This is a genomic window from Thalassotalea algicola (genome assembly GCF_012932965.1).
Taxonomy (GTDB): Bacteria; Pseudomonadota; Gammaproteobacteria; order Enterobacterales; family Alteromonadaceae; genus Thalassotalea_F; species Thalassotalea_F algicola.
In genome coordinates this window covers 588102-612398 of record NZ_JABBXH010000002.1, presented here as the reverse complement: position 1 = coordinate 612398, position 24297 = coordinate 588102, and the positions used below count along the sequence as shown (strand labels likewise).

General features: G+C 37.6%; 17 protein-coding genes. 4 read left to right on the top strand and 13 right to left on the bottom strand.

The features are described from left to right. The 4 genes from HII17_RS07450 (at nt 1) to yfaE (ending at nt 4944) form a co-directional block, all read left to right on the top strand. Nucleotides 1-657 (top strand): HAD family hydrolase, encoded by a 657-nt coding sequence (locus HII17_RS07450; RefSeq protein WP_169074709.1) that lies wholly within the window; start codon nt 1-3, stop codon nt 655-657. A gap of 413 nt (nt 658-1070) precedes the next feature. Beyond that, nucleotides 1071-3341, top strand: a complete 2271-nt coding sequence (gene nrdA / locus HII17_RS07445) for a class 1a ribonucleoside-diphosphate reductase subunit alpha (RefSeq protein WP_169074708.1) — start codon at nt 1071-1073, stop codon at nt 3339-3341. A gap of 147 nt (nt 3342-3488) precedes the next feature. Further along, nucleotides 3489-4619: a class Ia ribonucleoside-diphosphate reductase subunit beta gene (nrdB, locus tag HII17_RS07440; protein ID WP_169074707.1), complete on the top strand. Its 1131-nt coding sequence runs from the start codon at nt 3489-3491 to the stop codon at nt 4617-4619. Between the two features lie 52 nt (nt 4620-4671). Beyond that, nucleotides 4672-4944, top strand: coding sequence for a class I ribonucleotide reductase maintenance protein YfaE (gene yfaE / locus HII17_RS07435; RefSeq protein ID WP_169074706.1), 273 nt, complete (start codon nt 4672-4674; stop codon nt 4942-4944). A 7-nt stretch (nt 4945-4951) separates the two neighbouring features. Here yfaE and HII17_RS07430 read toward each other — a convergent pair whose 3' ends face one another. The 13 genes from HII17_RS07430 to HII17_RS07370 all read right to left on the bottom strand — a co-directional run bounded on the left by HII17_RS07430 (nt 4952) and on the right by HII17_RS07370 (nt 24286). Beyond that, a complete protein-coding gene (locus HII17_RS07430; RefSeq protein ID WP_169074705.1) occupies nt 4952-6256 on the bottom strand; it encodes a diguanylate cyclase in 1305 nt (434 codons plus the stop codon). Nucleotides 6257-6315: 59 nt separating this feature from the next. Further along, nucleotides 6316-10341 (bottom strand): response regulator, encoded by a 4026-nt coding sequence (locus HII17_RS07425; protein ID WP_169074704.1) that lies wholly within the window; start codon nt 10339-10341, stop codon nt 6316-6318. A gap of 176 nt (nt 10342-10517) precedes the next feature. Beyond that, nucleotides 10518-13028 carry a hybrid sensor histidine kinase/response regulator gene (locus HII17_RS07420; protein WP_169074703.1) on the bottom strand — a complete coding sequence of 837 codons (2511 nt, stop codon included), beginning with the start codon at nt 13026-13028 and terminating at the stop codon, nt 10518-10520. After that, nucleotides 13028-14194, bottom strand: coding sequence for a response regulator (locus HII17_RS07415; protein ID WP_169074702.1), 1167 nt, complete (start codon nt 14192-14194; stop codon nt 13028-13030). Before HII17_RS07415 ends, HII17_RS07420 begins: the two co-directional genes overlap by 1 nt. A gap of 22 nt (nt 14195-14216) precedes the next feature. Then, the gene (locus tag HII17_RS07410) at nt 14217-15131 is read right to left on the bottom strand and encodes a GGDEF domain-containing response regulator (RefSeq protein ID WP_169074701.1); all 915 of its coding nucleotides are present in this window, start codon (nt 15129-15131) and stop codon (nt 14217-14219) included. An 8-nt stretch (nt 15132-15139) separates the two neighbouring features. Next, nucleotides 15140-16867: an ATP-binding SpoIIE family protein phosphatase gene (locus HII17_RS07405; RefSeq protein WP_169074700.1), complete on the bottom strand. Its 1728-nt coding sequence runs from the start codon at nt 16865-16867 to the stop codon at nt 15140-15142. Nucleotides 16868-16869: 2 nt separating this feature from the next. After that, nucleotides 16870-17178: an STAS domain-containing protein gene (locus HII17_RS07400; protein ID WP_169074699.1), complete on the bottom strand. Its 309-nt coding sequence runs from the start codon at nt 17176-17178 to the stop codon at nt 16870-16872. A 16-nt stretch (nt 17179-17194) separates the two neighbouring features. Next, nucleotides 17195-18376: a methyl-accepting chemotaxis protein gene (locus tag HII17_RS07395; protein ID WP_169074698.1), complete on the bottom strand. Its 1182-nt coding sequence runs from the start codon at nt 18374-18376 to the stop codon at nt 17195-17197. Then, nucleotides 18369-19451, bottom strand: a complete 1083-nt coding sequence (locus tag HII17_RS07390; RefSeq protein WP_169074697.1) for a protein-glutamate methylesterase/protein-glutamine glutaminase — start codon at nt 19449-19451, stop codon at nt 18369-18371. The genes HII17_RS07395 and HII17_RS07390 overlap by 8 nt, the downstream gene beginning before the upstream one ends. An 18-nt stretch (nt 19452-19469) precedes the next feature. Next, nucleotides 19470-20132, bottom strand: a complete 663-nt coding sequence (gene cheD, locus HII17_RS07385) for a chemoreceptor glutamine deamidase CheD (RefSeq protein WP_169074696.1) — start codon at nt 20130-20132, stop codon at nt 19470-19472. Nucleotides 20133-20155: 23 nt separating this feature from the next. After that, nucleotides 20156-21001, bottom strand: coding sequence for a CheR family methyltransferase (locus HII17_RS07380; protein WP_169074695.1), 846 nt, complete (start codon nt 20999-21001; stop codon nt 20156-20158). Between the two features lie 8 nt (nt 21002-21009). Continuing rightward, nucleotides 21010-23775, bottom strand: coding sequence for a methyl-accepting chemotaxis protein (locus tag HII17_RS07375; RefSeq protein WP_169074694.1), 2766 nt, complete (start codon nt 23773-23775; stop codon nt 21010-21012). 28 nt (nt 23776-23803) lie between these two features. After that, nucleotides 23804-24286 (bottom strand): chemotaxis protein CheW, encoded by a 483-nt coding sequence (locus HII17_RS07370; RefSeq protein WP_169074693.1) that lies wholly within the window; start codon nt 24284-24286, stop codon nt 23804-23806. Between the last annotated feature and the right edge of the window lie 11 nt (nt 24287-24297).

The following is a 24297-nucleotide window of genomic DNA, read 5'->3' as shown; positions in this document are numbered from 1 at the left end:
ATGAGTAAATTTAAAGGGGTACTGTTTGATTTAGATGGTACCTTACTCGATACCGCAAATGACTTAGGTGAAGCACTTAACTTTGTGTTAAGTCAGCATAACTTACCTACAGTAGCTCGAGAAAAATACCGTCCAGTAGCATCGGATGGTGCCAAAGGATTACTCGAGTTAGGTTTTAAAGACAAACTGTCACAATATGACTATGAAGCATTGCGTAAAGAGTTTTTAAACTATTACCAAAAAAACATCGCAGTTCATACTTGTTTATATAGTGGCATAAACGATTTAATTGCATATTTAGACGAAAATAATATTCCGTGGGGAATTGTCACTAACAAGCCAATTAATCTCACCAATGCGCTACTACCATCATTTACTGAATTATCAAATGCTCAAAGTATTTTAGGTGGTGACTCTTTACCTCAACGAAAACCCCACCCTGCACCTTTACTTCAAGCAGCAAAAGAAATAGGTGTTGCTCCGAGTGACTGCATATATGTTGGCGATGCTCCTCGAGATATTGAAGCTGGTAATCGAGCCAACATGTTCACTGTAATAGCCAAATGGGGATATATAGAAAACCTCAATGAAATCGATGAATGGTTGGCGAATATAAAAATTGACCACCCAATTGCACTAAAAGCACACGTTTTGTAGGTGTTTATTTTTTAATCTAATCGCTAATTGCTTGAATTTTAGACCATAACACCTATATATTTCTTTTTGTTCTAAGCTTACTTATTTTATGTAACAAATAATTCTATAGGGGTAAATTAGCATAAAAAAAACATTGCGTTTTAATAAAATCACTTTAAAAAAGCACTACTACGTTAGTCATTACTAACCAGCTAAAAATCGCTCAGATTATTAAATAATCACACAGATTTTTAGCGCTTGCATTAGCCACCGAACCTCATTATCTTGTGATTATAAATTTTAAAAACCCAATATATTGTGCATCGGATGTTCAAACACCTACTAGTTGAATTCTCTCAATTGCAACGGTTTAACGCTGCAACAATATCTACCGCAAAAATAATTAAAACAATAAAACAATCTCAAGGTCTTTCATGAACAGTAATCTATTTGTAACCAAGCGTAATGGTGAAAAGGAAGCAATTGACTTAGAAAAAATTCATAAAGTTATTGCTTGGGCCGCTGACGGCTTAGATGAGGTCTCTGTATCTCAAGTAGAATTAAAGTCACACATTCAGTTTTATGACGGTATAAAAACTGAAGATATTCATGAAACGATCATTAAAGCTGCGGCAGATTTAATTTCTGAAGAAACACCTGATTACCAGTATTTAGCTGCTCGATTGGCCATTTTTCACCTACGTAAAAAAGCATACGGAAAATTTGAGCCACCTAAGTTATTTGAACATGTTTTAGACATGGTAGAGATGGGCAAATACGACCAACATTTGCTAGCTGATTATTCGCAAGCTGAATTTGAGCAAATGGAAGCCTTTATTGATCACAGCCGAGATTTAAACTTTAGTTATGCGGCTGTTAAGCAATTAGAAGGTAAATACCTCGTTCAAAACCGTGTTACTGGTGAGATATATGAAAGTGCACAATTTTTATACATCCTAGTGGCGGCTTGTTTATTTGCAAAATATCCAACTAATGAGCGTTTGAAATATATTGAAGGCTTCTATGATGCCATTTCTACTTTCAAAATCTCATTACCTACGCCAATTATGGCGGGCGTTCGTACACCAACGCGCCAATTCTCTTCATGTGTATTAATTGAATGTGGCGATAGCTTAGATTCTATAAATGCGACTTCTAGTGCAATTGTTAAATATGTCTCTCAACGTGCAGGTATTGGCATTAACGCAGGACGTATCCGAGCGTTAGGTAGCTCTATTCGCAATGGTGAAGCATTTCATACTGGCTGTATTCCTTTTTATAAGCACTTCCAAACAGCTGTTAAAAGTTGTTCTCAAGGTGGTGTTCGTGGTGGTGCAGCCACTTTATTCTACCCACTATGGCACCTCGAAGTTGAAAGCCTGTTAGTGTTAAAAAATAACCGTGGTGTTGAAGAAAACCGTGTAAGACACTTAGATTATGGTGTGCAATTCAATAAATTAATGTACCAACGTTTGATTAAGGGTGAGTCAATTACCTTGTTTAGTCCAAGCGACGTACCTGGTTTATATGACGCATTCTTCCAAAATCAAGAAAGATTTGAAGAGCTATACGTAAAATACGAGCAGGACGAGTCAATTCGCAAAAAACGCATCAAAGCAATTGAACTATTCAGCTTATTTGCCCAAGAACGCGCAAGCACGGGTCGTATCTATCTACAAAACGTAGATCACTGTAATACTCACAGCCCATTCGATTCAGAGCAAGCCCCTATTCGTCAAAGTAACTTATGCTTAGAAATTGCTTTGCCGACTAAGCCGTTTGAAGATGTTAATGATCCAAATGGCGAAATAGCGCTATGTACACTTTCAGCATTCAACTTAGGTGCAATTGAGAGTTTAGATGAATTAGAAGGTCTTGCCGATTTAGCGGTACGTGCTTTAGATAGCTTACTCGATTATCAAGATTATCCTGTGCCAGCAGCGCACTCTGCTACTATGGGTCGTCGTACATTGGGTATAGGTGTAATCAACTATGCCTACTACTTAGCTAAGAATGGCGTATTCTATTCAAACGGTAGTGCAAACAACCTAACTCATAGAACATTTGAAGCGATTCAATATTACTTGTTAAAGGCATCAAACCAGCTTGCAAAAGAGCAAGGTGCGTGTCCATTGTTTAATGAGACCAAATTAAGCAAAGGTATCTTACCAATTGATACTTACAAAAAAGAAATTGACCAAATCACTGGTGAAAAACTTCATTTAGATTGGGAAACACTTCGTGAAAATATAAAAGAATATGGTGTAAGAAACTCGACAGTATCTGCGCTAATGCCTTCAGAAACGTCTTCACAAATTTCCAACGCGACTAATGGTATTGAACCACCGCGAGGCTTAATTAGTATCAAGGCAAGTAAAGATGGTGTACTTAAGCAGGTAGTTCCTGAGTATAGACGCTTAAAAGACAACTATGAGTTACTTTGGAATATTCCTAGTAATGATGGCTACTTAGAGCTCGTAGGTATTATGCAAAAATTCATTGACCAAACAATTTCTGCAAACACTAACTACGATCCTTCGAAGTATGAAGGCGGTAAAGTACCAGTTAAGCAAATCATCAAAGATTTACTTAATGCATATAAATTAGGTGTTAAAACACTTTATTACCATAATACTCGCGATGGTGCAGACGACTCGCAAGAAACAGTTGATGAAGGCTGTGAAGGCGGTGCGTGTAAGATTTAACGCTTACCGAACAAAATAAGAAAATAAGCCGCGTTAAGAAATTAAAGCGGCTTTTCAATGAACAATTGCTACAACACGCTAACAAAACTTCAATAATGTGTTTTAGCGGTCACATAAATAGTCTATGTGATATTACCGGAGTTTTTAATGACTTATACCACGTTCAATCAGACCCCAAATAACGCATTATTAGAGCCAATGTTTCTGGGAAATAGTGTTAATGTTGCTCGTTACGATCAACAACGTTATACCGCTTTTGAAAAATTAATAGAGAAGCAATTATCATTTTTCTGGCGCCCTGAAGAAGTTGACGTTTCAAAAGATAGAGCTGATTGGCAAAGCCTTACAGAATCTGAAAAGCATATATTTATATCTAATCTAAAATATCAAACATTACTAGACAGCATGGCTGCTCGTTCTGTTAATGCTGTACTTTTGCCACTAGTGTCATTACCTGAGGTAGAGACTTGGGTAGAAACATGGGCATTTAGTGAAACGATACATTCTCGTTCATACACGCATATTTTACGTAATTTATTTACTGAACCAGGTGAAGTGTTCGACGATATAGTTGTTAACCCTGCGATTTTAAAACGTGCGAGCAGCATTGCTAAGTACTTCGATGACGTAATAATCACAACGCAACTTCTTCAGTCACAAGGTGACGGCGAGTACGAAGTAGAAGGCAAAAAAATCGACGTTTCAATGCGTAAACTTAAAGAGCGCTTATTCTTGGCCATCTGTTCAGTTAATGCATTAGAAGCTATTCGCTTTTATGTTAGTTTCGCCTGTTCATTTGCTTTTGCAGAACGCGAGTTATTAGAAGGTAATGCTAAAATCATTAAGCTAATTGCTCGTGATGAAGCATTGCACTTAACAGGTACACAACACATCTTAAATAACTGGGCTAATGGTGTTGATGACCCAGAAATGAAAGAAGTGTCAGATGAGCTTCGTGAAGAAGGTCGGCAAATTTTCATGGATGTTGTTGAACAAGAAAAGGAGTGGGCACAGTACTTATTTAAAGATGGCTCGATGATTGGATTAAATGCTGAAATCTTAAATCAATACATTGAATACATTTCAAACCAACGTATGACAGCAATTGGCTTTGAAGCCCCGTTTGCGATTAAAAGTAACCCCTTACCTTGGATGAATGCATATCTTGTTAGTGACAATGTTCAAGTTGCGCCTCAAGAAACAGAAATTTCTAGTTACTTAGTTGGTCAAGTAGACTCTGCCGTGTCTGCTGATGACTTTGACGATTTCGACTTATAACCGATTCGATAGGTGCTCGTAATTATGGACAATCACAGATTGTTATTATGTAATGAGTGAGCACCAATCTAGAAAAACCGTTATTGCTAACGGTACAGAAGTCATATTCACCGATCAGAATAGAACACTACTGGAGTGCTTAGAGAGTGCGAATGTTGAAGTTCATTATCATTGCCGAGATGGCTTTTGTGGTGCATGCAGAGTCAAGTTAAATGATGGGCAAGTAACCTACCCACAAGGTGAGCCACTAGCTTTTGTTGGGGAGGATGAGATACTCCCCTGTTGTTGCATACCCCATACCGATATAGATATAGAGATTGATTAGATACTCACTACCGAATATCTAGCTCTGACTTTATTCCGCCAATCACTCGTTCTAATTCATGTGCGACATTGTCAAATAAGCTTTGATAACTTCCAGTATTTCCTTCATTAACAGCCACATCTAATTCTTTTGTTTTTTCAAAAAGCTGCATTGCGCCAATTGAACAAGCGACGCCTTTAAGGGTATGAACTAAATGTTTAAGCCTAGACTGATCTGCGTTGCTAATTGCCGTTTGAATATTAGCGCCATCTTGATGATGATCGTCATAAAACATTTTCAAAATTTCTTTAAACAAATTTTCATCACCTAACACATTATTAACCCCAACTTGGTAATCTATACCGGCGTATTTTTCATCGCTTTCATTCGCCATAATATCACTCTCTATTTGTTGGTTTACTTCACTTTCCATTATAGGGGTTGCGTGGCTAACCACTTTATTTCGTGATTGCTCTTTCGCTTGATATAAAAACTGATCAGCTAAATGCATTAACCTGCTAAAGTCATAGCCACCATCAATATGTTGGGCGGATGCCACACCAATACTTGCAGTAATACTTAGTGTCTGATCATTGCCGATATCAATAATCAAATTTTCCAGCGCTACTCTAAACCTCTCACACGCACTATAACCATCTAATTGTGCGGTATTCGGCATACAAACAGCGAACTCTTCACCACCTACTCTGCCAATAATGTCATAATCGCGAAAAGTTTTAGTCAACTCCTTAGCAAAGTGCTTAAGAACAATATCACCTGCATCATGACCATAGGTATCATTAACCGCCTTAAAATGGTCTATATCAAGCATAGCAATAACTAAATTGTGATTAATTCGCGACATTTGGCTAATTGACTTCAGCGCTTGATGCTCAAACTCCCCTTTATTATTAACCTCTGTAAGAAAGTCAGTTTTTGCCAAATTTTCTAACTTCATGGTTTTTTCTTTCAAACGCAACGCATTACGTATTCGGGCCAACAATACTTTGGCAATATAAGGTTTAGTTACATAATCATGCGCACCGAATTCCAACGCACTAACAATTTCATCTTCATCATCGGACGCAGACAGCATAATAACAGGCAAGTTAATCAAGTCTTGATTTTCACGAATAGCTTTTAACGTGTCTAAGCCAGATATACCCGGCATATACAAATCAAGCAATAACATATCTACATTTTCATTTTCGAGTATTGATAAAGCACTAGCACCATCATTAGCAGTTAATACTTGGTAGCCTTCCGCTTGTAAATCAAATTCAAGCAACATTAATGTATCTTTGGCATCATCCACAGCCAAAATTGTTTGCATATCAACACCCAGTTTTTATCTATAAATTTATATTAGCTAATAAAAATCAATTATATAAGCTAAATTTGAACATTATTACTTAAGTAACTACTTAACTCTACTTGCAATCGTTCAAAGCTTTTAGCAAAATTTTCTTGCAATGACTTAGCGGTTAGCAAGTCATTATTTTTACCTGCTTGTTCAATATCAGAAGCCACTTTAGCAAACTCAATGGCACCAATGTTATTGGAGCTGCCCTTAAGTTTGTGAGCGTGCGCAACAACATCTTCCAATTGTTCGCTTCCTATTGAGCTATTCAAAAGCTGAAATAGCGCTGGCGTATCCTCTAAATATAGTTGAACCAACTTATTTACGAGTACTTCATTTTTACGAACTCGTTTTAATAAAGCCTCTTTATCCCAAGCTATATTAACTTCGCCACCGTCATCTACGCTATCACTTTCAGTTACGTTTTCACCTTCAATTTTAGGCAATTCTCTCCTGGAGTGCGACTGCTTTTCTTTATCCAACCATTGATTAATAGCTTGATACAAAACATCACAATCAACAGGCTTAGTTAAATAGTCATTCATACCTGACTCTAGGCACTTTTCTCGATCTCCTTTCATTGCGTTGGCAGTCATCGCAACAATAGGAATATGCTTATATTGAATACCTGCTTGCCCCTTTCTTATCGCCTTTGTTGCTTGGTATCCGTCCATTTTTGGCATTTGGCAATCCATTAATATAAGGTCAAATACATCATTTTGGCTGGTATTTTTAAGGCATTCTAATGCTTCTAAACCATCAGCTGCGATAACTGCTTGGCTACCAACATCTGCCAACATACCTTGAACGACTGCTTGGTTTATGCGGTTATCTTCTACAAGTAAAATCCGAGTCTCAGCTAACGACTTATCATCCGCTACTTGTTTCATTGCTTGCAAGTTATGATGTGTTACCAGTGGCAGCGCTTGTTTAAGTGCTTCACTATTATCAAGTACTATAGCTAGGGCATCGTGTAAATCAGAGACTGTTGCTGGTTTAGGAAAATAAGCACTAAACCCAAGCCTAGCAAAATACTCTGCATCACCGTTTTCACCCATCGATGTCATCATAATTAATTTTGTATTTTGACTATTGGGTAGCTTCCGCAATTTAGCGCCAAGCATGGCACCATCCATATTAGGCATTTGCATATCAAGTATCGCTACTTGATACTTATTAGCTTCTTGACTGTTAATGATATTTATCGCTTCGACACCGCTTTTTGCTCGAGTAACTCTAGCGCCCCACGATACTAACTGCCCTTCTAAAACTTCCAAGTTGGTAGTGTTATCATCAACAATTAAAATTTCACTCTCAGCGATATTAACTTTCGGAATTTGAGCTAGCTTTCGCTGACAAGGCGCAAGTAAAACGTTAAATTTAAATTCGCTTCCTTGCCCTTCAATACTATTAACTGAAACTTTTCCGTTCATTAATGTACAAAGCTTTTTAACAATAGCTAAACCCAAACCAGTGCCGCCATACTTTCGAGTAGTACTAGAATCAACTTGAGTGAAGGAATCAAATAACTTGTTCACTTGTTCTGGCGATATTCCAATCCCCGTATCTCGTACTGAGCAAAACAGCCGAATACCTGACTGCTCAGCCTCTAACCGCGCTGTAATAACGACTTCTCCTTGTTCGGTAAATTTAATAGCATTACCGACAAGGTTGGTAATGATTTGTCGAATACGAGTAGGATCACCTTTAACCATAGACGTACTAATTTGACTGACATCTAATATAACTTCCAAGCCTTTTTCTTGCGCTTTGATCGCTAAGGATTCTGCAATTTCACCGAGCTGAGCCCCAATATCAAATTCTAAAATTTCTAAATCAAGTTTTCCTGCTTCAACTTTTGAGAAATCAAGAATATCGTTAATTAGATTCAATAAAGAATACGCACTAGAGCTTGCTAGTTGCACGTAATGTTGCTGTTTTTTATTTAATTCACTTTTCTCCAGAAGCCCTAACATTCCAAGGACACCATTCATTGGTGTGCGAATCTCATGGCTCATACTTGCGAGAAACTCAGACTTTAATCTTAACGACTCCTTTGCCATATCAAGCGCTTGTTGCTTTAAGTCATTCAATAAAAGCTGTTCCGTTACGTCACTTGAGGTGCCCACAATTCGCTTAATCAATTGATTTTTTTCAAAAATAGCCTTGGCTTTAAATTCAATATAGCGCACTTGTTTATCAGGCGTTGTAATGCGGCAAGTAACGGAAAGATCTTGACCGCTTGCAAAAGACTGCTCTATGGCCTGCTCCATTCTCTCTCTATCTTCATGGTGCAATGCTTTTAACCAAACTTGCTCTGGGTGTACTCCTGAGTCTTTTTCTATACCGTATAAACGATACATTCGTTTATCCCAAGATAGACGACCAGAAAGTTTATTGTATTCCCACACGCCTATCTTTGGCGCAGACAAAGCAAAATCTAAACGCCAAGCCATTTCTTCGGCAGCCTTTAAAGCAGATTGTCGCTCAGACTCCAACAATTTGTAGTACGTATTATCTCTGATAACACAGGTATAGATTTGCCCTTGCCCGCTTTCTACTTGCGAAACACTCAATAGCATAGGAAAAACTTCACCGTCACTACGTACGGCTGGTAATTCACTACCAAAGCGATTTTTCTGATTCACTCCTGTTTCTAAATATTGAGCAACAAACTGTTCATGATTTCGGCTAAAGTCTGACGGCATAAGCATATGAAAAAGTTTGCCTTTAACCTCTTTTTCTTCGTAGCCAAACATTTGTTCAGCAGACTGATTAAACGCAATAATATTGCCATCATCATCTATGTTGATAACAGCATCAGCAATGGAGTTTAAAACTGATTGCAATTTAGCATATGACTCTTTAGCTTCATTCGCAGCATCTTCCAGTGACGCTTTATTTATTTCAACACGAGACAACATGCGTTCAAAACTACTGGCCAACAGGCCTATTTCATCATTTGAATTAATTGGTAGTTCTAATACTTTACCAGTCGTTTCGTAATGTCGAATACTTTCCATCATTTGTGACATCGGCTGAATTAGCCTTCTTGACGCAAAAAATGATAAAGAAAACGTTATAACTGCCAGCAAAAATGCCAATATATAACTACGCTCTTCTAAATTTTCGAATGAAGCTGAAAGGTTATTTTTATAGTGAAACAATACTAAATTTAGCGATTGATATTGGCCTAGCTCAGAAAAAGAAATGCGCTTAATATAGGCTAAATTAACTGAATTTTGTTTTTTTGGCTCAAGCTCTATTAACGGTTCACCTTGTCTATCTGCACTAAATTGTTGTGAGACCAACTCATCGGCTAACTTTTGAGCAGCATTTGTCATGTAATTAGCAGAGTTATAAATATGGTTGCCTAAGTTACTAATGATATAAAACGTTTCTCCTGGCTTTTGAAAGGAGTCAAGTAGCGAGGAAAACTGGCTAAAAGTAATAGCAGAGACCAAATTTCCAAGATGTTGGTCGTTTATAATGACTTCACTCACAATTAAAAAGTAGGCGTCTGCACTACTCCCTTCATCTGCCTCGACTCGATAAAATGAAGAATTTGAACGTTGTGATGTCCCTAAAGCTAACCAATTTTGGTTAGTTTGCACTAATGTACTTTTTAACTTAGGAGAAACTTTATTAGAGCTTTCGGCTAAGATTTGGTTGTTGTTGTCAAATAGCATTATTTTGCTAAATTCATTTTTTGCATTGATAACCAAATCAAACATTGTGGTTACAGTGTCACTATTACGTTTAATAGTAGCGAACGACTGATTAATGTTTACCGAATTTAAGAGGTTTACAACAGTTGGGGCTGAAGAAATTACCTGCGCATCATATATATTTTTAGTCAAAAAATTTTTAACCAAAGGCGAAATCAGTTCAGCATTTTCTTTCAGATCTCGTTCAACCCGATCTCTTAATATATGGCTACCTTCTACATAAAAGGTGTAACTAATAACAAAAGCGACAAATATCGAAACGATAAAGCTAATGATGGGTATCTTATATTTCAATGACCGAAAGGAGTTCGAAGCTTTTAGATCAGACATTGTACCTTTGCAACCTTGTTGTAGCTTATTATGTTGTATAGCAAATAATAAAGCGGATTTATATATTGCTTTAGACGCTAATTTTACTCATTAATACCAGATAAAACTCTATGATGATAGCAACATCAACTAACCAATCTTAATTCCAAAAATGACTCAGTATAATGGCAACTAATTTATCGATAACTCGCCGCAAGAAACTCTGACAGTTCATTTGAATTGAAAGGCTTCCTTAACACAGGGTACGGCCAACTCTCATTTTCATTATCAATGTAACCACTCATTGAAAAAACTTTGATATATGGAAAGTGCTGCAACACTAGATCGGTGGCTTGTCGTCCTGTCAGGTCTGGCAATATCATGTCGGTCATAAAGATATCAAATGGACCTTCATGCTCAATAGCGTTGATAAGTTGCTTCTTATCACTCACATGAAAGGTATGAGCACCATGAGTTTCCAAAAATAATGCAACAAATTCTGCGATACTCTCTTCATCATCAAGTATGAGTATTCTTCGCTGTTTCAATGTTAACAAGTTACTGCTAATTACACCGGTATTTGCGGGCTCATGCAGCTTCTTACATTTAAACTCTAGAATAAAATGAGCACCACCAAGTTCCGATTTTCCCAGTACTTTTATTTGGCCATTATGTTTATAAATTGTGCTATACACATTAGCTAAACCGATACCATTTCCTTTATTCACCGATTTACTGGAATAAAAAGGGTCAAATATTTTATTTAAGTTTTCTGATTGAATGCCAATGCCACTGTCTATTACATGAACTTCTAGGTTATTGTCAGTGTTGTAGTTAGCCTTTATTTCAATCGTACCACTTAGGCCTTTTTCTTTAATAGCGTCTTGTGAATTGATAACAAGGTTGAGCAATATGTTAATAAATTCTCCTTGCGGAAAGTTTATCGTGCACTGCTGCTCAGGTAGTTCAATATTAAGTTTTATCGTATTAATTAGCATTTGCTTAAATAAATACTGATTATCAACAATGTCTTTTAATGGGTCGAATTCGACCACTTTTACCATTGGCTTTTTAGTAAATGCTAATAAGCGCTCAGTAACACTTTTACCTTTGTCGATTGCATTTTTAACACGATCAATATAACGAGAAATATCTTGTTCGCCTTGAGAAAATTTCAGCTCGAGCATTTCAATGGCGCCTAGAGCAACCCCTAATACATTATTAATATCATGGGATACGTTGCCAAAGGTATTGCCTAAAAGTGCTAACCTATTGCTTATTATTTGTTGTTGTTCTTTTCTAAACTTCTCAGTGACGTTTTCGACAATCCAAATATAAACCCCTTCATCCGCTTCATAAGTGACGGATAGGTCAAACACGGTATTAAAGTCGTCAAAGCTAATATTTATACGTTTTAGCTGACCTTTAGATTTCGCTATTTTTTTCAGCTTTAAATATTCTGAAATACTAAAGTTTATATAGTTAAACAATACCGTTTTACCGTCCCCTTGCTGCGGTGATAAGTCTTGATAAACCACATTATCTTCTTCATTAATAAAGAAAATAGGGACTTTGATTGTGTAATTTACTAACGCCAATAGTTTAAGTTTTTCGAAGATAACTTCTGACTTGGTGACATCACGGCATATACCAAATAATGCGATAACATTACCATTCGAGTCGACCTCCACTTCACCTATCGTTTCAATTTTGGCTTTTCTGCCATTAGACCTAATAATGGTCGATTTATTGTAGTAACTCTGAGCATTGTTAATGCTGTTTTGTAGCGCTATTTTGATACTTTCTCGCTCTTCTTCTGTATGGAAACTTAACTCATTATCAACAGAAGGAACAAAGCTTTGCGGTTCAGTACCAAAGATACGATATAGCTCAGTCGACCAAAACATTTTTTCAGCGACAACATCATAACGCCAATGCCCGGAGTTACTGATCCTTTCAGCTAAAGACAGATAGCTATTTTGCTTTTTAAGCTGGCGAATTAGACTTTTGGTTTCGGTGACATTTCTTAAAGCGCCATATACTCTTTTGCCGACACCATCACCATCATTCATAGACCTAGCAGTAACATTAACCCAAAGCTGTTGATTATCTCGCGTCAATATTTGATAGGTATGGTTATAGCTAGAACTTTCTCCATCTAGTAACGTTTGCATTTGACGAATAAGTTCTTGTCGAGACTCTTTTTCAACATGCTGCTTCAAAAAACTTCTAGGAGCTTGTAATGGTTCTTTTTTATAGCCAACTAATGCCATTAACTCAGCAGAGAAATAGATAAGATCAGAAGCTATATCCCATTCCCAAAACATTTCATCTAAAGACTCTAATGCGGTGCGAGTATCAACCTTCAAAGGTTCCGAAATCTCGTCTTTTTTTACAAACGGTTCATATAAATATAGATAACAAAATGTTTCATTGTGTTCTTTTCTAATTTGAACGCTATTCAATGACTTATCTGACTTTTTCAGCAAATAGCTTTTTGAACTTTCACCAGTCAAAGCAAGTGTTTCTTGCGTTTTGTCAACGTCCAGTTCTTCGATTAGAAAACTAATTGGTTTTGCGACTAAATCTTCTTCCGAATAACCGGTTAAGTCCTGTGCAATATTATTAAGTGAAACAAGTTCCTGATCTCTGTCAACAACGAGAATAGCAAAAGGAATGTTATTGATGTCTAACATTGGCAGAGTCATTAAAACAACTCATCTTCATCATCAATTTCATCTTCGACTTTATCTTGTTGTTGATTAAGAGATTTAAGTCTATCTACACTACCCAACGCATCATCTAACAACTGAGAAACTTCTAGAAAGTTTACATCGTCTTGCGTGTGTTTTTTCAGTGCAGTATGCACTAAATTGGTTAAATAACTCTCTTGCTCTTCATTCATGTCTAATACATGGAAGCTCATTCCCATATTTTGAACAATCTCATTCATCACTTCTTGTTGGTGATGCTTGGATATTTCGATCATTTTCTTAGTTTTAGTGACTGCAAGTTGAATTTGTTCTTGCACATCAACTAACGAATTTTTATAAGTGATAAACGCCATTCGCGCCCCGATACACTCGATAACAGACGCCAAGGCGTCGATATAAATATCAGTATCTATCGCGCCTTCTTCTAAATTTAAAACTAACAAAGAGACAAGTGGGTGATTAAATATAGTTCGCGTACCAAAACGATATAATCTAGGCTTCACTTTAAGTAGCTCCATCACCCCAATTTCAACAGGCGAACAAAAGCCATTTTTTGAGCTAAAAAATAGTGGTTTCTCCTGCAGCGGATAGAAAGCAATGCAACCAGTCAAATTCATACCATAAAAGAATGAAAATATTTCATCGCGAATTTCTTCGAAACTAAAACATTGGTTTAATCGAGATGTTAATTGCATACAAGCGCCATATTTTGACGCTTGAGCCATGGATATATTTATAACACGATCTTTTGATGTCAGCTCGCTTTCAAAATCATGTATTTTATCTTGGTAAGCGCTTAATTTTTCCAATTTTTGGCCAAGCGACAATAATGAAATAGGTTTAGCCAAGAAGTCATCAGCACCGCATTCCAGTCCCTTTAATATAGCCTCTTCAGATGCTAAACCTGAATACAAAACAAATGAGGTGGCAGCTCGTTCTTGTTCAACACACAATTTGATCCATTCAGATCCTAGTTCATCACCTATATGTTCATCTACTAGTGCAATGTCAAATTTACTATGCTCGTCAATTTGTGCTTGTGCTTGTGTTAAGTTTGTTGCAGTTGAGACATTAAATTTGTCTTCTAAGCTCTCTGCCAATAACTCAAGGTATTGATCATCATCATCAATTATTAACACCGACTTCTTGTATGTATTCACAGTTATATATTCCTTTTTCTAACTACGTATTTTTAAATACACGATAATCATTTCTACCTAATTCTTTAGCTTGATAAAGTGCTTTGTCTGCCTGTTCAATCAGTCTAGTTACGCTATCAGCGCCACTTTCCGTACTGGATAAACCAATGCTTAACGTGAGCTTTTCACTTATTTTTGAAAAATCATGTATTATTGCAAGTTCATTTAATCTGCCAATAATTTCTTTTGCTTTAAAACGAGCACCAGAGCTAGGTGTAAAAGGTAGAACAATCACAAACTCTTCACCACCGAACCGAAACACGCCATCCGTTGCTCTATTTATGCTCTGGCTTAGCATATCTGCAACCTTTTTAAGACACCTATCCCCTTCTTGATGCCCATAGTTATCATTAAATTGCTTGAAGTAATCGATATCTATCATCATTAACGATAGCTCGGCATTTTGGCGACAATTAGTTTGCCAAGCATTTTCGAGAAACTTGTCCATTCCTCTTCTATTGGCTATTTGAGTAAGCTCGTCGACATGACTTAACTGTGCGAGTTTTTGATTTGCACTATCAAGCGCCTTTTGCATATCGGCGATTCGCTCCATTGCCTTAATTTTTGCAGCTAAAATTACTTGTTTAACCGGTTTAGTTAAATAGTCGTCACCGCCAGCATCAATGCCTTGAGATAAAAAATCTTCGCTATCATTGCCACTTAAAAAAATAATAGGAAACCAATGAGATATGCGCTGTCTAATTAAACTCGTCAATTCGAAGCCGTTGATCTCTGGCATCTCTACATCCATCAATATCAAATCAATTGATTGTTCTCTTAACACCTCAAGCGCTTGAATGTGGCCATCAGCACTATAAGCCTGATGACCAATTTCGGACACCATTGCGCTAACCAAATCTCTAATTAACTTTTTGTCATCAACGACCAATATATTCATTACATTCCTTAGTTAATGACATATTCGGCACTAACCATTGTGCCGTCTTCTTGATAATGAAGTTGCTCACATAACTGGGAAACCAATAAAATACCCCGACCACTCAATTGCTGACTTTCTATTGCTACCTGCTTAGTCGATAACTCTAGTGCTTGATGGTCAAAGCCCTTACCACTATCCTTTATCTTTATTAGCATGCGCCCACCGTTTCCTGCAGCGTAGTAACTTAAGGTTAATTCAACAAATCCAGTTGATAATGACTTTAAACGGTTTTCGCGTTCATGAAAGTACTGAGCAAAACCATCCGCCTCTTTCTTTAAATCTGAATTTAAGCCAAGTACACCGTGATCCAGTGCATTAACAAACAACTCTGTTAAAACGGTGAATAAATTTTGCCATTGCTCACCTCCACCTTCTACTTCGTGAACATAGCCCATCGCCATCGGTATTGGATTTACCTTAGCAAGTTTTTCACCAGTAAGTTTCACTTGCCATTGCCAAATAGCGCCATTTTCAGCCAATTCTACATACTCTCCAAGTGAGGAATCTCCCTGCTGAATTTGCGCTACTAGAATTGGGCTTTCCCAGCCTTTGCAAGGTATATTTATTAAAGAGATGTCATCTTCCTGCACCATATTGCCGCAAAAATCCTCTAAATCAGCGAGTAATGATTTAGTGATATCTCCTTCTTTAACTCCGCTAATTGCCGCCTGTTCGAAACGCTCGATACCGTACATATCGCCTTTTTCATTTCGAGCTTCAATGATGCCATCGCTTAACAAAAGAATTCGATCTGCTTCGTTTACCGATACGACATTTAATTGGCAACCTGGTAGCAATTGCTGTATTACACCTAACGGAGGGTGAGAAGAAGGAATTTTATGTTTCACATTGCCTTGTTCATCATAAATATAAGTATCAGGCAAGCCAGCATTAAAAACATAAGCGGTTGAGTCATGGCTTGAGACACTTACAAACGTCGCTGCCAAAAACAAATCTGAAGGAAGTAAATCATACAATTGAGCATTAACTTGATCGATTATTTCAAAGAGAGAAAAGCCTTTTTTGGTCATGACCCTAAACGTTTCGGCAAGCGGTATTGCTCCGATAGAGGAGCGTAATCCATGACCAGTGAAATCACCTAAAAGCACATTAACGTCACCATTAGGACATTGCGCAGTTAATTGTATGTCTCCACTAAATAAATCTGCAGCTTTTTTAAAAATACCAATGCGCTCTAATGCATAATTTCTAGACTCAATAACGCCGGACATTAACTGCTCTGCAAGTTCCGCATCTTTTTGTTGTGCTTGTTGTAGCGATTTCACTTGTGCATATAAATCACTAATACGCTGTATGGACTTTATTTTTGCTTTAAATACTTCAGGAGAGAAAGGGCGTACTAAAATACCATCACCACCAGCCTCTATACTCTCAATAAAGGCCTGATCGGTATCCATGCTGGTGATAAATATCAGTGGCGCTAATGTATTCTTTGATAGAGATTTAATTTGACGAGCAGCCTCATAGCCGTTCATTATCGGCATATTAATGTCCATTAATACCAAATCAGGCTGGTATTTAATGTACATGTCTACGCCTCGAGCACCGTCATTGGCGCTATAGACTCGATAGCCTTCTTCTTTAAGCAAAACACTAAGGACTTTACATTGCATCACCGAATCATCGACAACAAGTGCTAGCTTATAATGACGTTCATTTAGCCCGTCAGCCATAACTACTTCTCAATAGTCATTAAGCGGTGAAACTGCGCAATTTCTAAGATTTTTGCAACGGAGTCACTTGGGTTCTTAATAATAACTTTTCCTGAAACCTTCTCCGCGTGATCCTTTAATAATAGAATCATGCCTAATGCAGAGCTGTCCATATAAGAGGTTTTAGATAAATCTAGTGTAAAAACCGTTCCAGTTTCTTCCGCGCCTGAATAACTATCGCGAAATAATTGATGTAAAGAAAAATCAAATCTATCGTCAATAGCAATAGTTAAATCGCGTGCACTATCACCTACAATTTTCTTCACTGACATTTTACTACTCTCCTAATTAAAATAATTCTACGTCACCTTCATCCATCGAAGATTGAGATACTGTTCTAGCTTGATCAGCCAGCTTTGACTCTGCCATTATTTGTTGGCAAAGCTCACTTAATTGAATTAATCGAGCAGCAATATCATCATCAGCATTAAACTGATTTAATTGCTCACTCAATTGAGCTAAATTGCTAATATTCAGGGATAAAGAGTCAAGTGTTTGAAAAGTTAAATCTTCAAACTGTAGTGACCTTACGCCGATTGTCGCTGTTTCGTCAATTTGCGGTGAAATTTCAGCTAAGCGCTCTACAGCTTCCTGTGTTTCAATATTGACGTGTCCAACGTGCTCCATCATTACTTTTACACGATCTTTAGCTTCTAGTGTAGACGTCATATCAGCAGAGGCCATTACCTCAACAGATCGCCTTAAATTAGCAATAGTAGTTTGAGCTTCAGAAATTTCCGCTCGTATATCATTATTTAACTCTGTTGAATTTACTGATAAAGAACGAACTTCGTTGGCAACTACTGCAAAACCTCTTCCTGCGTCACCAGCCCTCGCAGCTTCAATTGCCGCATTTAACGCCAACAAATTCGTTTGACTCGATAAGTTTTCTACTTGCTCTAACAACGCAAAAATACCGTCAAACTTCTTTACCATCTCATCAGTGTAGGACATGGTCTCTAAACTTTGCTTGCTGGTATTAACAATAACACCAACAAAATCTTCAAGTGTTTTACTAGAGTCTTTAACAAATGACTCTAAGGTAGTGTGTCCTGCATCACCGATATCTTGATTTACCGAAATAACTTCATTTATCATCTGCTGCTGTTCAGTGCTTAATGCTTGCAATGTTTTAAAGCTATGTGAAATACCTTCTATCGCATCTTTTACTAACTGTGAGACACGTCCATGTTCCTGGCTAATTACATCAAGCTCTTGATCTATTAAACTTTTAATGTCTTCAAAAGAGTTTGAAATAAGTAAAGGCTCAATTGAAGAGGATATCGTGTCTTGGTTTACATTCGTACTCACTTGTTCCTCGCTAGAACCGGTTGTAACAAATGCTAATATCGCAATGACTATAGCTAAAGTAACGTTCAAATAAGGTAGATTTAGTAAAAATTCATTGGCAACTATAAGCGCACATAACCCTATTAAAGCTAAAACAATTTTATTCTTATATTCAGCCATGTAACGCCTCTTTCATTTCATCTCGAGATAATTTCGCAAAAGATAATAGCTCCTTAGCGACATCATTTAACGATGCTTCATGTGTATGTGCATCAATTGCATATGCACTGCCGGGCATTCCCCATATCAAGCTGCTTGCTTTATCTTGAATTAATGTACGGGCACCACTTTTCTTCAACGCTAACATACCATGCGCACCATCTTGTCCCATTCCTGTCAATAATACTGCTTGTACGTTATTTGCTATAGGTTCAAGTGAATAAAATAGAACATCCACAGCGGGTTTATGGCGATTTACCGGTTCGGTATCCTCTAATGTACAGAATAACGAGCCACTCTTAGCTGCTACTTTTAAGTGCTTGTCGCCTGGAGCAATATAAACATTGCCTTCCTTCATTTTTTGACCATGTTTTGCCTCTTGCACAGTAACGGCACAATTGCCATTAAGCCGCTGGGCAAAACGCTCACTAAATTTTGGGGGAATATGCTGCGTTACAACGATGGGAGGACAGTTAATTGGCATCATTCTAACCACTGACTTAATTGCATCGGTGCCACCAGTCGAAGCACCAATAGCAATAACGTGATTAGCTCTCTTACAGCCAGAAAAAGCTAAAGTTCCACCTTCAATACTTTTGGCAATTGCGGATGAAAGTTGGTAACTTTTTTGGTCAACAATAACAGCGGACTTAACTTTATCTATTAACGTTTCTTTAAATGCCATTCGGTTTTCAAGCAGTAATTCAAAGCTAGGTTTGGCAATAAAGTCAACCGCACCAAGCTCTAGTGCTTCTAAGGTAATATCAGCACCTTTAGTCGTTAATGTAGACAACATTACAACAGGCATAGGTCTTAAACGCATTAGGTTACTTAGAAAGGTAATGCCATCCATTTTTGGCATTTCGACATCTAACGTTAGTACATCTGGATTTAATTTCTTTATCTGGTCACGAGCAACAAATGGGTCTTGTGCTTCGCCAACAACTTCAAGTAGCGGATCTGACTCAATGATTTCCCTTACAATACTTCTAATTACAGAAGAGTCATCGATTATTAATACTTTAATTTTACTCACATTAATGACTCCTTATAATCAAAAAAGTTCCACGTCGCCTTCAACCGATTCGTTATCAATTTTATTGCGATAATCAACTTCTCGTCTTGCAATTGTATCGTTATGTAGATTATTCAACCGCTTTACAAAGGCCTTACCTGTCGTTGGTTCAAAAAGAACTTTTCTTGGGAAAATTGACCCCACGTCATGTTTTACTATTTCTATTTGCTCGGTCTCTAAGTAATCAAAAACGAAATCTATATTGCGTTCACCTACATCAGACATTTTTTTTAGTACTTTACCACCACCGAAAACCTTGGCTTTCAGCGAATTCTTATAGCCGCCGTTTTTCAACACCATATTAATCAAGTGTTCCATAGCAAAGTTTCCATAACGGGTTGCATCGGAAGCTAAGCCTCGGCTTCCCCAGTTAACTTCATGTGCATTTTTATCTGTTTCCGGCAGCATGAAGTGATTCATCCCTCCAATTCCTGAGCGATCATCCCAAATACACGCAGCAATGCACGACCCCAAAGTTGTAGATATTGCAACAGGGGTACTAGTCATATAAAACTCACCAGGTAATATTTTTGCGACAACCATTTTTCGTTGTGCATCCCAGTAATGGTTTACATGTTTAAACTCTGGTAAACACTTCGCAATTACAGCTCTAACTTGTAACTGATGTTTTTTTGTTACCATAAAATCAACAACTTAATTACGGTTTATTTAGGCTTTCGAAAAATAGTGCGCCCTACATTTTCAAAATAGCGCTGATAATTGCCTAAGTTTTCACTATGCCCTAACATCAATAGTCCACCTGGGGCCAACATATTGTAATAGCGCTCAAATAAATCTTGTTGCGTGGCTTTATCAAAATAGATAATGACATTACGACAAAAAATCACGTCAAATGGACCTTTCATTGGCCACTCGTGTAACAGATTAAGCTGTTTAAACGTAATAAGTGACTTAACATTATCCGTAACCCGCACTTTATTTTCATTATTACCTGTACCTTTCTTAAAAAAACTTTCCTGAATAGCTTTAGGTACATCTTCTATTCTATTTTGTTGATAGACGCCTGCTTTAGCCGTAGATAAAACATTACTATCAATATCTGTCGCTAATATTTTAATGTCCCAATTACTTAAGACACTTGAAAACGACTTAAATGCTGTAATTGCCAAGCTATAGGGTTCTTCACCTGTCGAACTCGCAGAAGACCAAAGCCGAATTCGTTTACTACGTTTATTACGTTCCAATAACGCAGGAAATTCATGTGACGCCAAATAATCAAAATGATGCTTTTCTCGGTAAAAACTCGTTAAATTGGTCGTAATGGCATTAATAAAATAGTTTTTTTCTTTTTCTGGATTTTCCTTAAGTAAAATGCAGTAGTCCGAAAAAGTAGGTAATTTTCGTTCCCTTATAACTCGAGTGAGACGGCGGTAAACCATCTCTCGTTTCGAGTCCCCTAATACTATTCCGGCAACGTCATAAACAAAGTCACATATAAACTTAAATTCTTTGTTACTTAACTTAAACGCACTATCTCTAGAGTCTCCCATTCAGCAGCCTAAAACTCTTCCCATTCATCGTCAGATTGAATCTGTGGTCGGCTGGCTTTACGAGTTGCTGACTTTTCAGGTTTTTGTACTCTAGCGTTAGTCTTTTTAACAGGCTTACGCACTGGCTCTTCTTCCTCTTCACCATTATTAAAATAAGACACTTGATCCAATAATGCTTGAGACTGCTCTTCCATTGACTTGCTTGAGGCTGCTGCTTCTTCAACCAATGCAGCATTTTGCTGTGTCATTTCATCCATTTGGCTTACCGCAGCACTTACCTCTCCAATACCGGCAGATTGCTCTTTACCTGCACTGTCGATATCGCTGATCATTTTTCCAACTTCTTCTATAGAGGTAACCAACTCTTCGAATGTTTTGCCTGTATCGTCAACTAATTTTGTACCTTGGCCAACCGCCTCAACACTGTCATTAATCAAGCCTTTAATTTCCTTCGCTGCACCAGCAGAGCGCTGTGCTAGATTTCGTACTTCTGCAGCTACTACCGCAAACCCACGCCCTTGTTCACCAGCTCTTGCAGCTTCAACTGCGGCATTTAATGCTAGCAAGTTGGTTTGGAAAGCAATTTCATCGATGACACTAATAATATCGGCAATCTTCTTGCTCGATTTATTTATATCACTCATCGCAGTGATGGCATTTTTAACGACTTCACCACCATTAACCGCTTTATCCACTACATTAGTCGAAAGCTTGCTAGCTTCTGTCGCATTTTCTGCATTTTGCTGAACAGTACTAGTCAACTCTTCCATTGCTGATGCGGTTTCCTCAAGGCTTGATGCTTGAGACTCGGTACGATGACTTAATTCATTATTTCCTTCGGCAATTTCTCTTGCTGAATCAAATACATTTGTAGATGCTTGACGAATTTCATCAACCATATTGTTCAAATTATCAATTGAACCATTCATCGCTTCAGCAAGCGCTAGAAATTCACCGTCATAGCTACCATCCATCGTTTGCGTTAAATTGCCTTCAGCTAATGCTTGTGCCACTTCAATTGCATCATTAATGGGTTCAATAATGGCATCCATAAGTCCATTAATATTATTACCAAGAGCTGCCATAAACCCTTGATAATGAGCGGTATCAATTCTTCGATCTAATTGACCACTAATGGCAGCATTTATTAGACCTTCAACTTGCCCTTGAGCGTCTTTTTGCTCTGTTAAATCAAGCCACTGAACAGCATTGCCAACATGGTTACCTTGATCATCCTTAAGTGCAATTGCAATAAGTTCAAACACTAATCCCGCAACGCTAATTTCCGCCGTATATGGCATATTTTCAGCATTACCAAGCAAGTTTTGCTGATGAGCAGGGTTGGCATGGAATGAGTCAAAGTTTGAACCAACAATAGTATCGACACTAAATGAAGGAAGTACTTTGCGTAACTCTGCTTCACGGCGACGCAACATGGTTAATACTGAAGGGTTGGCATAAACAATATTACCATTCAAGTCAGCCATCATTAGGTTAGTTGTCATGCCCTCTACCGCAGACATTAATCGCCCAACTTCAACCGCTTTATCGCGAACTTCGGTTACATCCTGCCATTCAAGTGAATTGCCGATATAGTTACCTTGAGCATCCATAATCGCCGTAACATTTAGTTCAAACGTCAAATGTTCAATTTGGATGTCAGCATTCCAAGGTAAGTTGTTAGGGTCAGCAAGCAATTTTCGTTGGTGATCTGGGTTTACATGAAAACCATCAATACAAGAACCAAGAATTGACTCTTCATTAGCCTTAAAGCCCGGCCATTTCTTAGCAAAAGTTTGCTCATGCAACTTAAGTAATTCCATGGTTGCTTTGTTTGCATAGGTAATATTAAAGTCACGATCAATAAACATCGACGGCGTATTAGATTGATCTACTGCGCCTTGTAACTGCACTGCTTGGTTTTCTTGGGCTCTTATTTCAGTAACATCACTCCATTCTAGTGAGTTGCCAATATAATTCCCGTCAGCATCATTGATAGCCGTAACATTTAATTCAATTGTTAAAAATTCAATTTGAATATCGGTTGTAAAAGGCAGATTACTTGGATCTGACAACAATTTGCGTTGATGTTCTGGCTTAACATGAAACATATCAATACATGCGCCTAAAATGCTTTCCTTTTTAGCTACAAAACTTGGCCATTTCATCTGAAATACCGATTCATGCCTTTCTAACAGCGCCATGGTCGCAGCGTTAACATATGTTACGTTAAAGTCCCTATCTATCATCATAAATGCGGTAGATGATTGGTCTAATGCTCCTTGAAGACGTACTGCTAAATCATTTTGGTTTGCTGTTGTGTCCATATCAGTCTCTTTTTCCACTGTTGTCTGCTTGTCATTTTCGCTGTTATAAGCGGCATCAATCATAGTTGTAGCTACAGTTTTATACATAGCTGTCCAAGCGCGCTTTACCGTTGCAGTAAATTCTTTTTCTAAACCTATTTCTAACGTTTTAAGTAACGCTGCACCAACAGTATCGTAATGCTCAGCTTTTACTCCGTATTTAACATGACCTTGGCCTAACTTTTGTAATGCAGGAATAAGTTTGTCTGGCTTATCTAATAACGTTATCGCAGTATCAAGCATGGTCATCAACTTTTTACCTTGCTCGGCAATATCTGCTTTAAACAGCGGTTTTACCTCGGGATCTAACTCAAATAAAGTGTCATAAAATATTTGCGCAGCCTGTGGCGCTATTGGTTTAACTTTTGCCCAGCTGTCTCTGATCGTAGTTATTTGTTTAGGCGTCATATTTTCAATCCACTTGCTTTAGTTAGGTTTATCCAATAAGTTCAGCTTCTTCATTTTCAGCTTCAAGACTAAAAAGTTCATCCTGATCAAGTAAGGTATTGGTATCTAATAAAATAATGAGTTTTTCTTCTACAGCAGCAATGCCCTTTAAAAAACAACTATCGATTTGATTACCCAGCGCTGGTGGCTGACGAATATTAGCTGTTTCGAACTTATAAACTTCTGACACCGCATCGACAATAATGCCGACTACCATAGGCTTAACGCTATTTTGGCTACGTAAAATTATGGTTACTGTTTTATCGTTATAATCTAGAGGATCTTTACCAAATCTTTGTCGCAAATCGACAATGGGGATAATGACACCACGTAAATTGATAACACCTTTCAAATAATCTGGCTTGTTTGGTAGTTCGGTGACAGTTGTGAGCACTCTAATTTCTTGTACGCATAGGATATCGACACCGAATTCTTCGCCACTAAGAATAAAAGTTAAATATTCTTGTTCCATCGCTACTTTGC

Bases quoted from the DNA above. Each gene is read 5' to 3' on its own strand.
- HII17_RS07450 (WP_169074709.1), top strand. From the start codon at position 1: ATGAGTAAATTTAAAGGGGTACTGTTTGATTTAGATGGTACCTTACTC.
- nrdA (WP_169074708.1), top strand. From the start codon at position 1,071: ATGAACAGTAATCTATTTGTAACCAAGCGTAATGGTGAAAAGGAAGCA.
- nrdB (WP_169074707.1), top strand. From the start codon at position 3,489: ATGACTTATACCACGTTCAATCAGACCCCAAATAACGCATTATTAGAG.
- yfaE (WP_169074706.1), top strand. From the start codon at position 4,672: ATGAGTGAGCACCAATCTAGAAAAACCGTTATTGCTAACGGTACAGAA.
- HII17_RS07430 (WP_169074705.1), bottom strand. From the start codon at position 6,256: ATGCAAACAATTTTGGCTGTGGATGATGCCAAAGATACATTAATGTTG.
- HII17_RS07425 (WP_169074704.1), bottom strand. From the start codon at position 10,341: ATGTCTGATCTAAAAGCTTCGAACTCCTTTCGGTCATTGAAATATAAG.
- HII17_RS07420 (WP_169074703.1), bottom strand. From the start codon at position 13,028: ATGACTCTGCCAATGTTAGACATCAATAACATTCCTTTTGCTATTCTC.
- HII17_RS07410 (WP_169074701.1), bottom strand. From the start codon at position 15,131: ATGAATATATTGGTCGTTGATGACAAAAAGTTAATTAGAGATTTGGTT.
- HII17_RS07405 (WP_169074700.1), bottom strand. From the start codon at position 16,867: ATGGCTGACGGGCTAAATGAACGTCATTATAAGCTAGCACTTGTTGTC.
- HII17_RS07400 (WP_169074699.1), bottom strand. From the start codon at position 17,178: ATGTCAGTGAAGAAAATTGTAGGTGATAGTGCACGCGATTTAACTATT.
- HII17_RS07395 (WP_169074698.1), bottom strand. From the start codon at position 18,376: ATGGCTGAATATAAGAATAAAATTGTTTTAGCTTTAATAGGGTTATGT.
- cheD (WP_169074696.1), bottom strand. From the start codon at position 20,132: ATGGTAACAAAAAAACATCAGTTACAAGTTAGAGCTGTAATTGCGAAG.
- HII17_RS07380 (WP_169074695.1), bottom strand. From the start codon at position 21,001: ATGGGAGACTCTAGAGATAGTGCGTTTAAGTTAAGTAACAAAGAATTT.
- HII17_RS07375 (WP_169074694.1), bottom strand. From the start codon at position 23,775: ATGACGCCTAAACAAATAACTACGATCAGAGACAGCTGGGCAAAAGTT.
- HII17_RS07370 (WP_169074693.1), bottom strand. From the start codon at position 24,286: ATGGAACAAGAATATTTAACTTTTATTCTTAGTGGCGAAGAATTCGGT.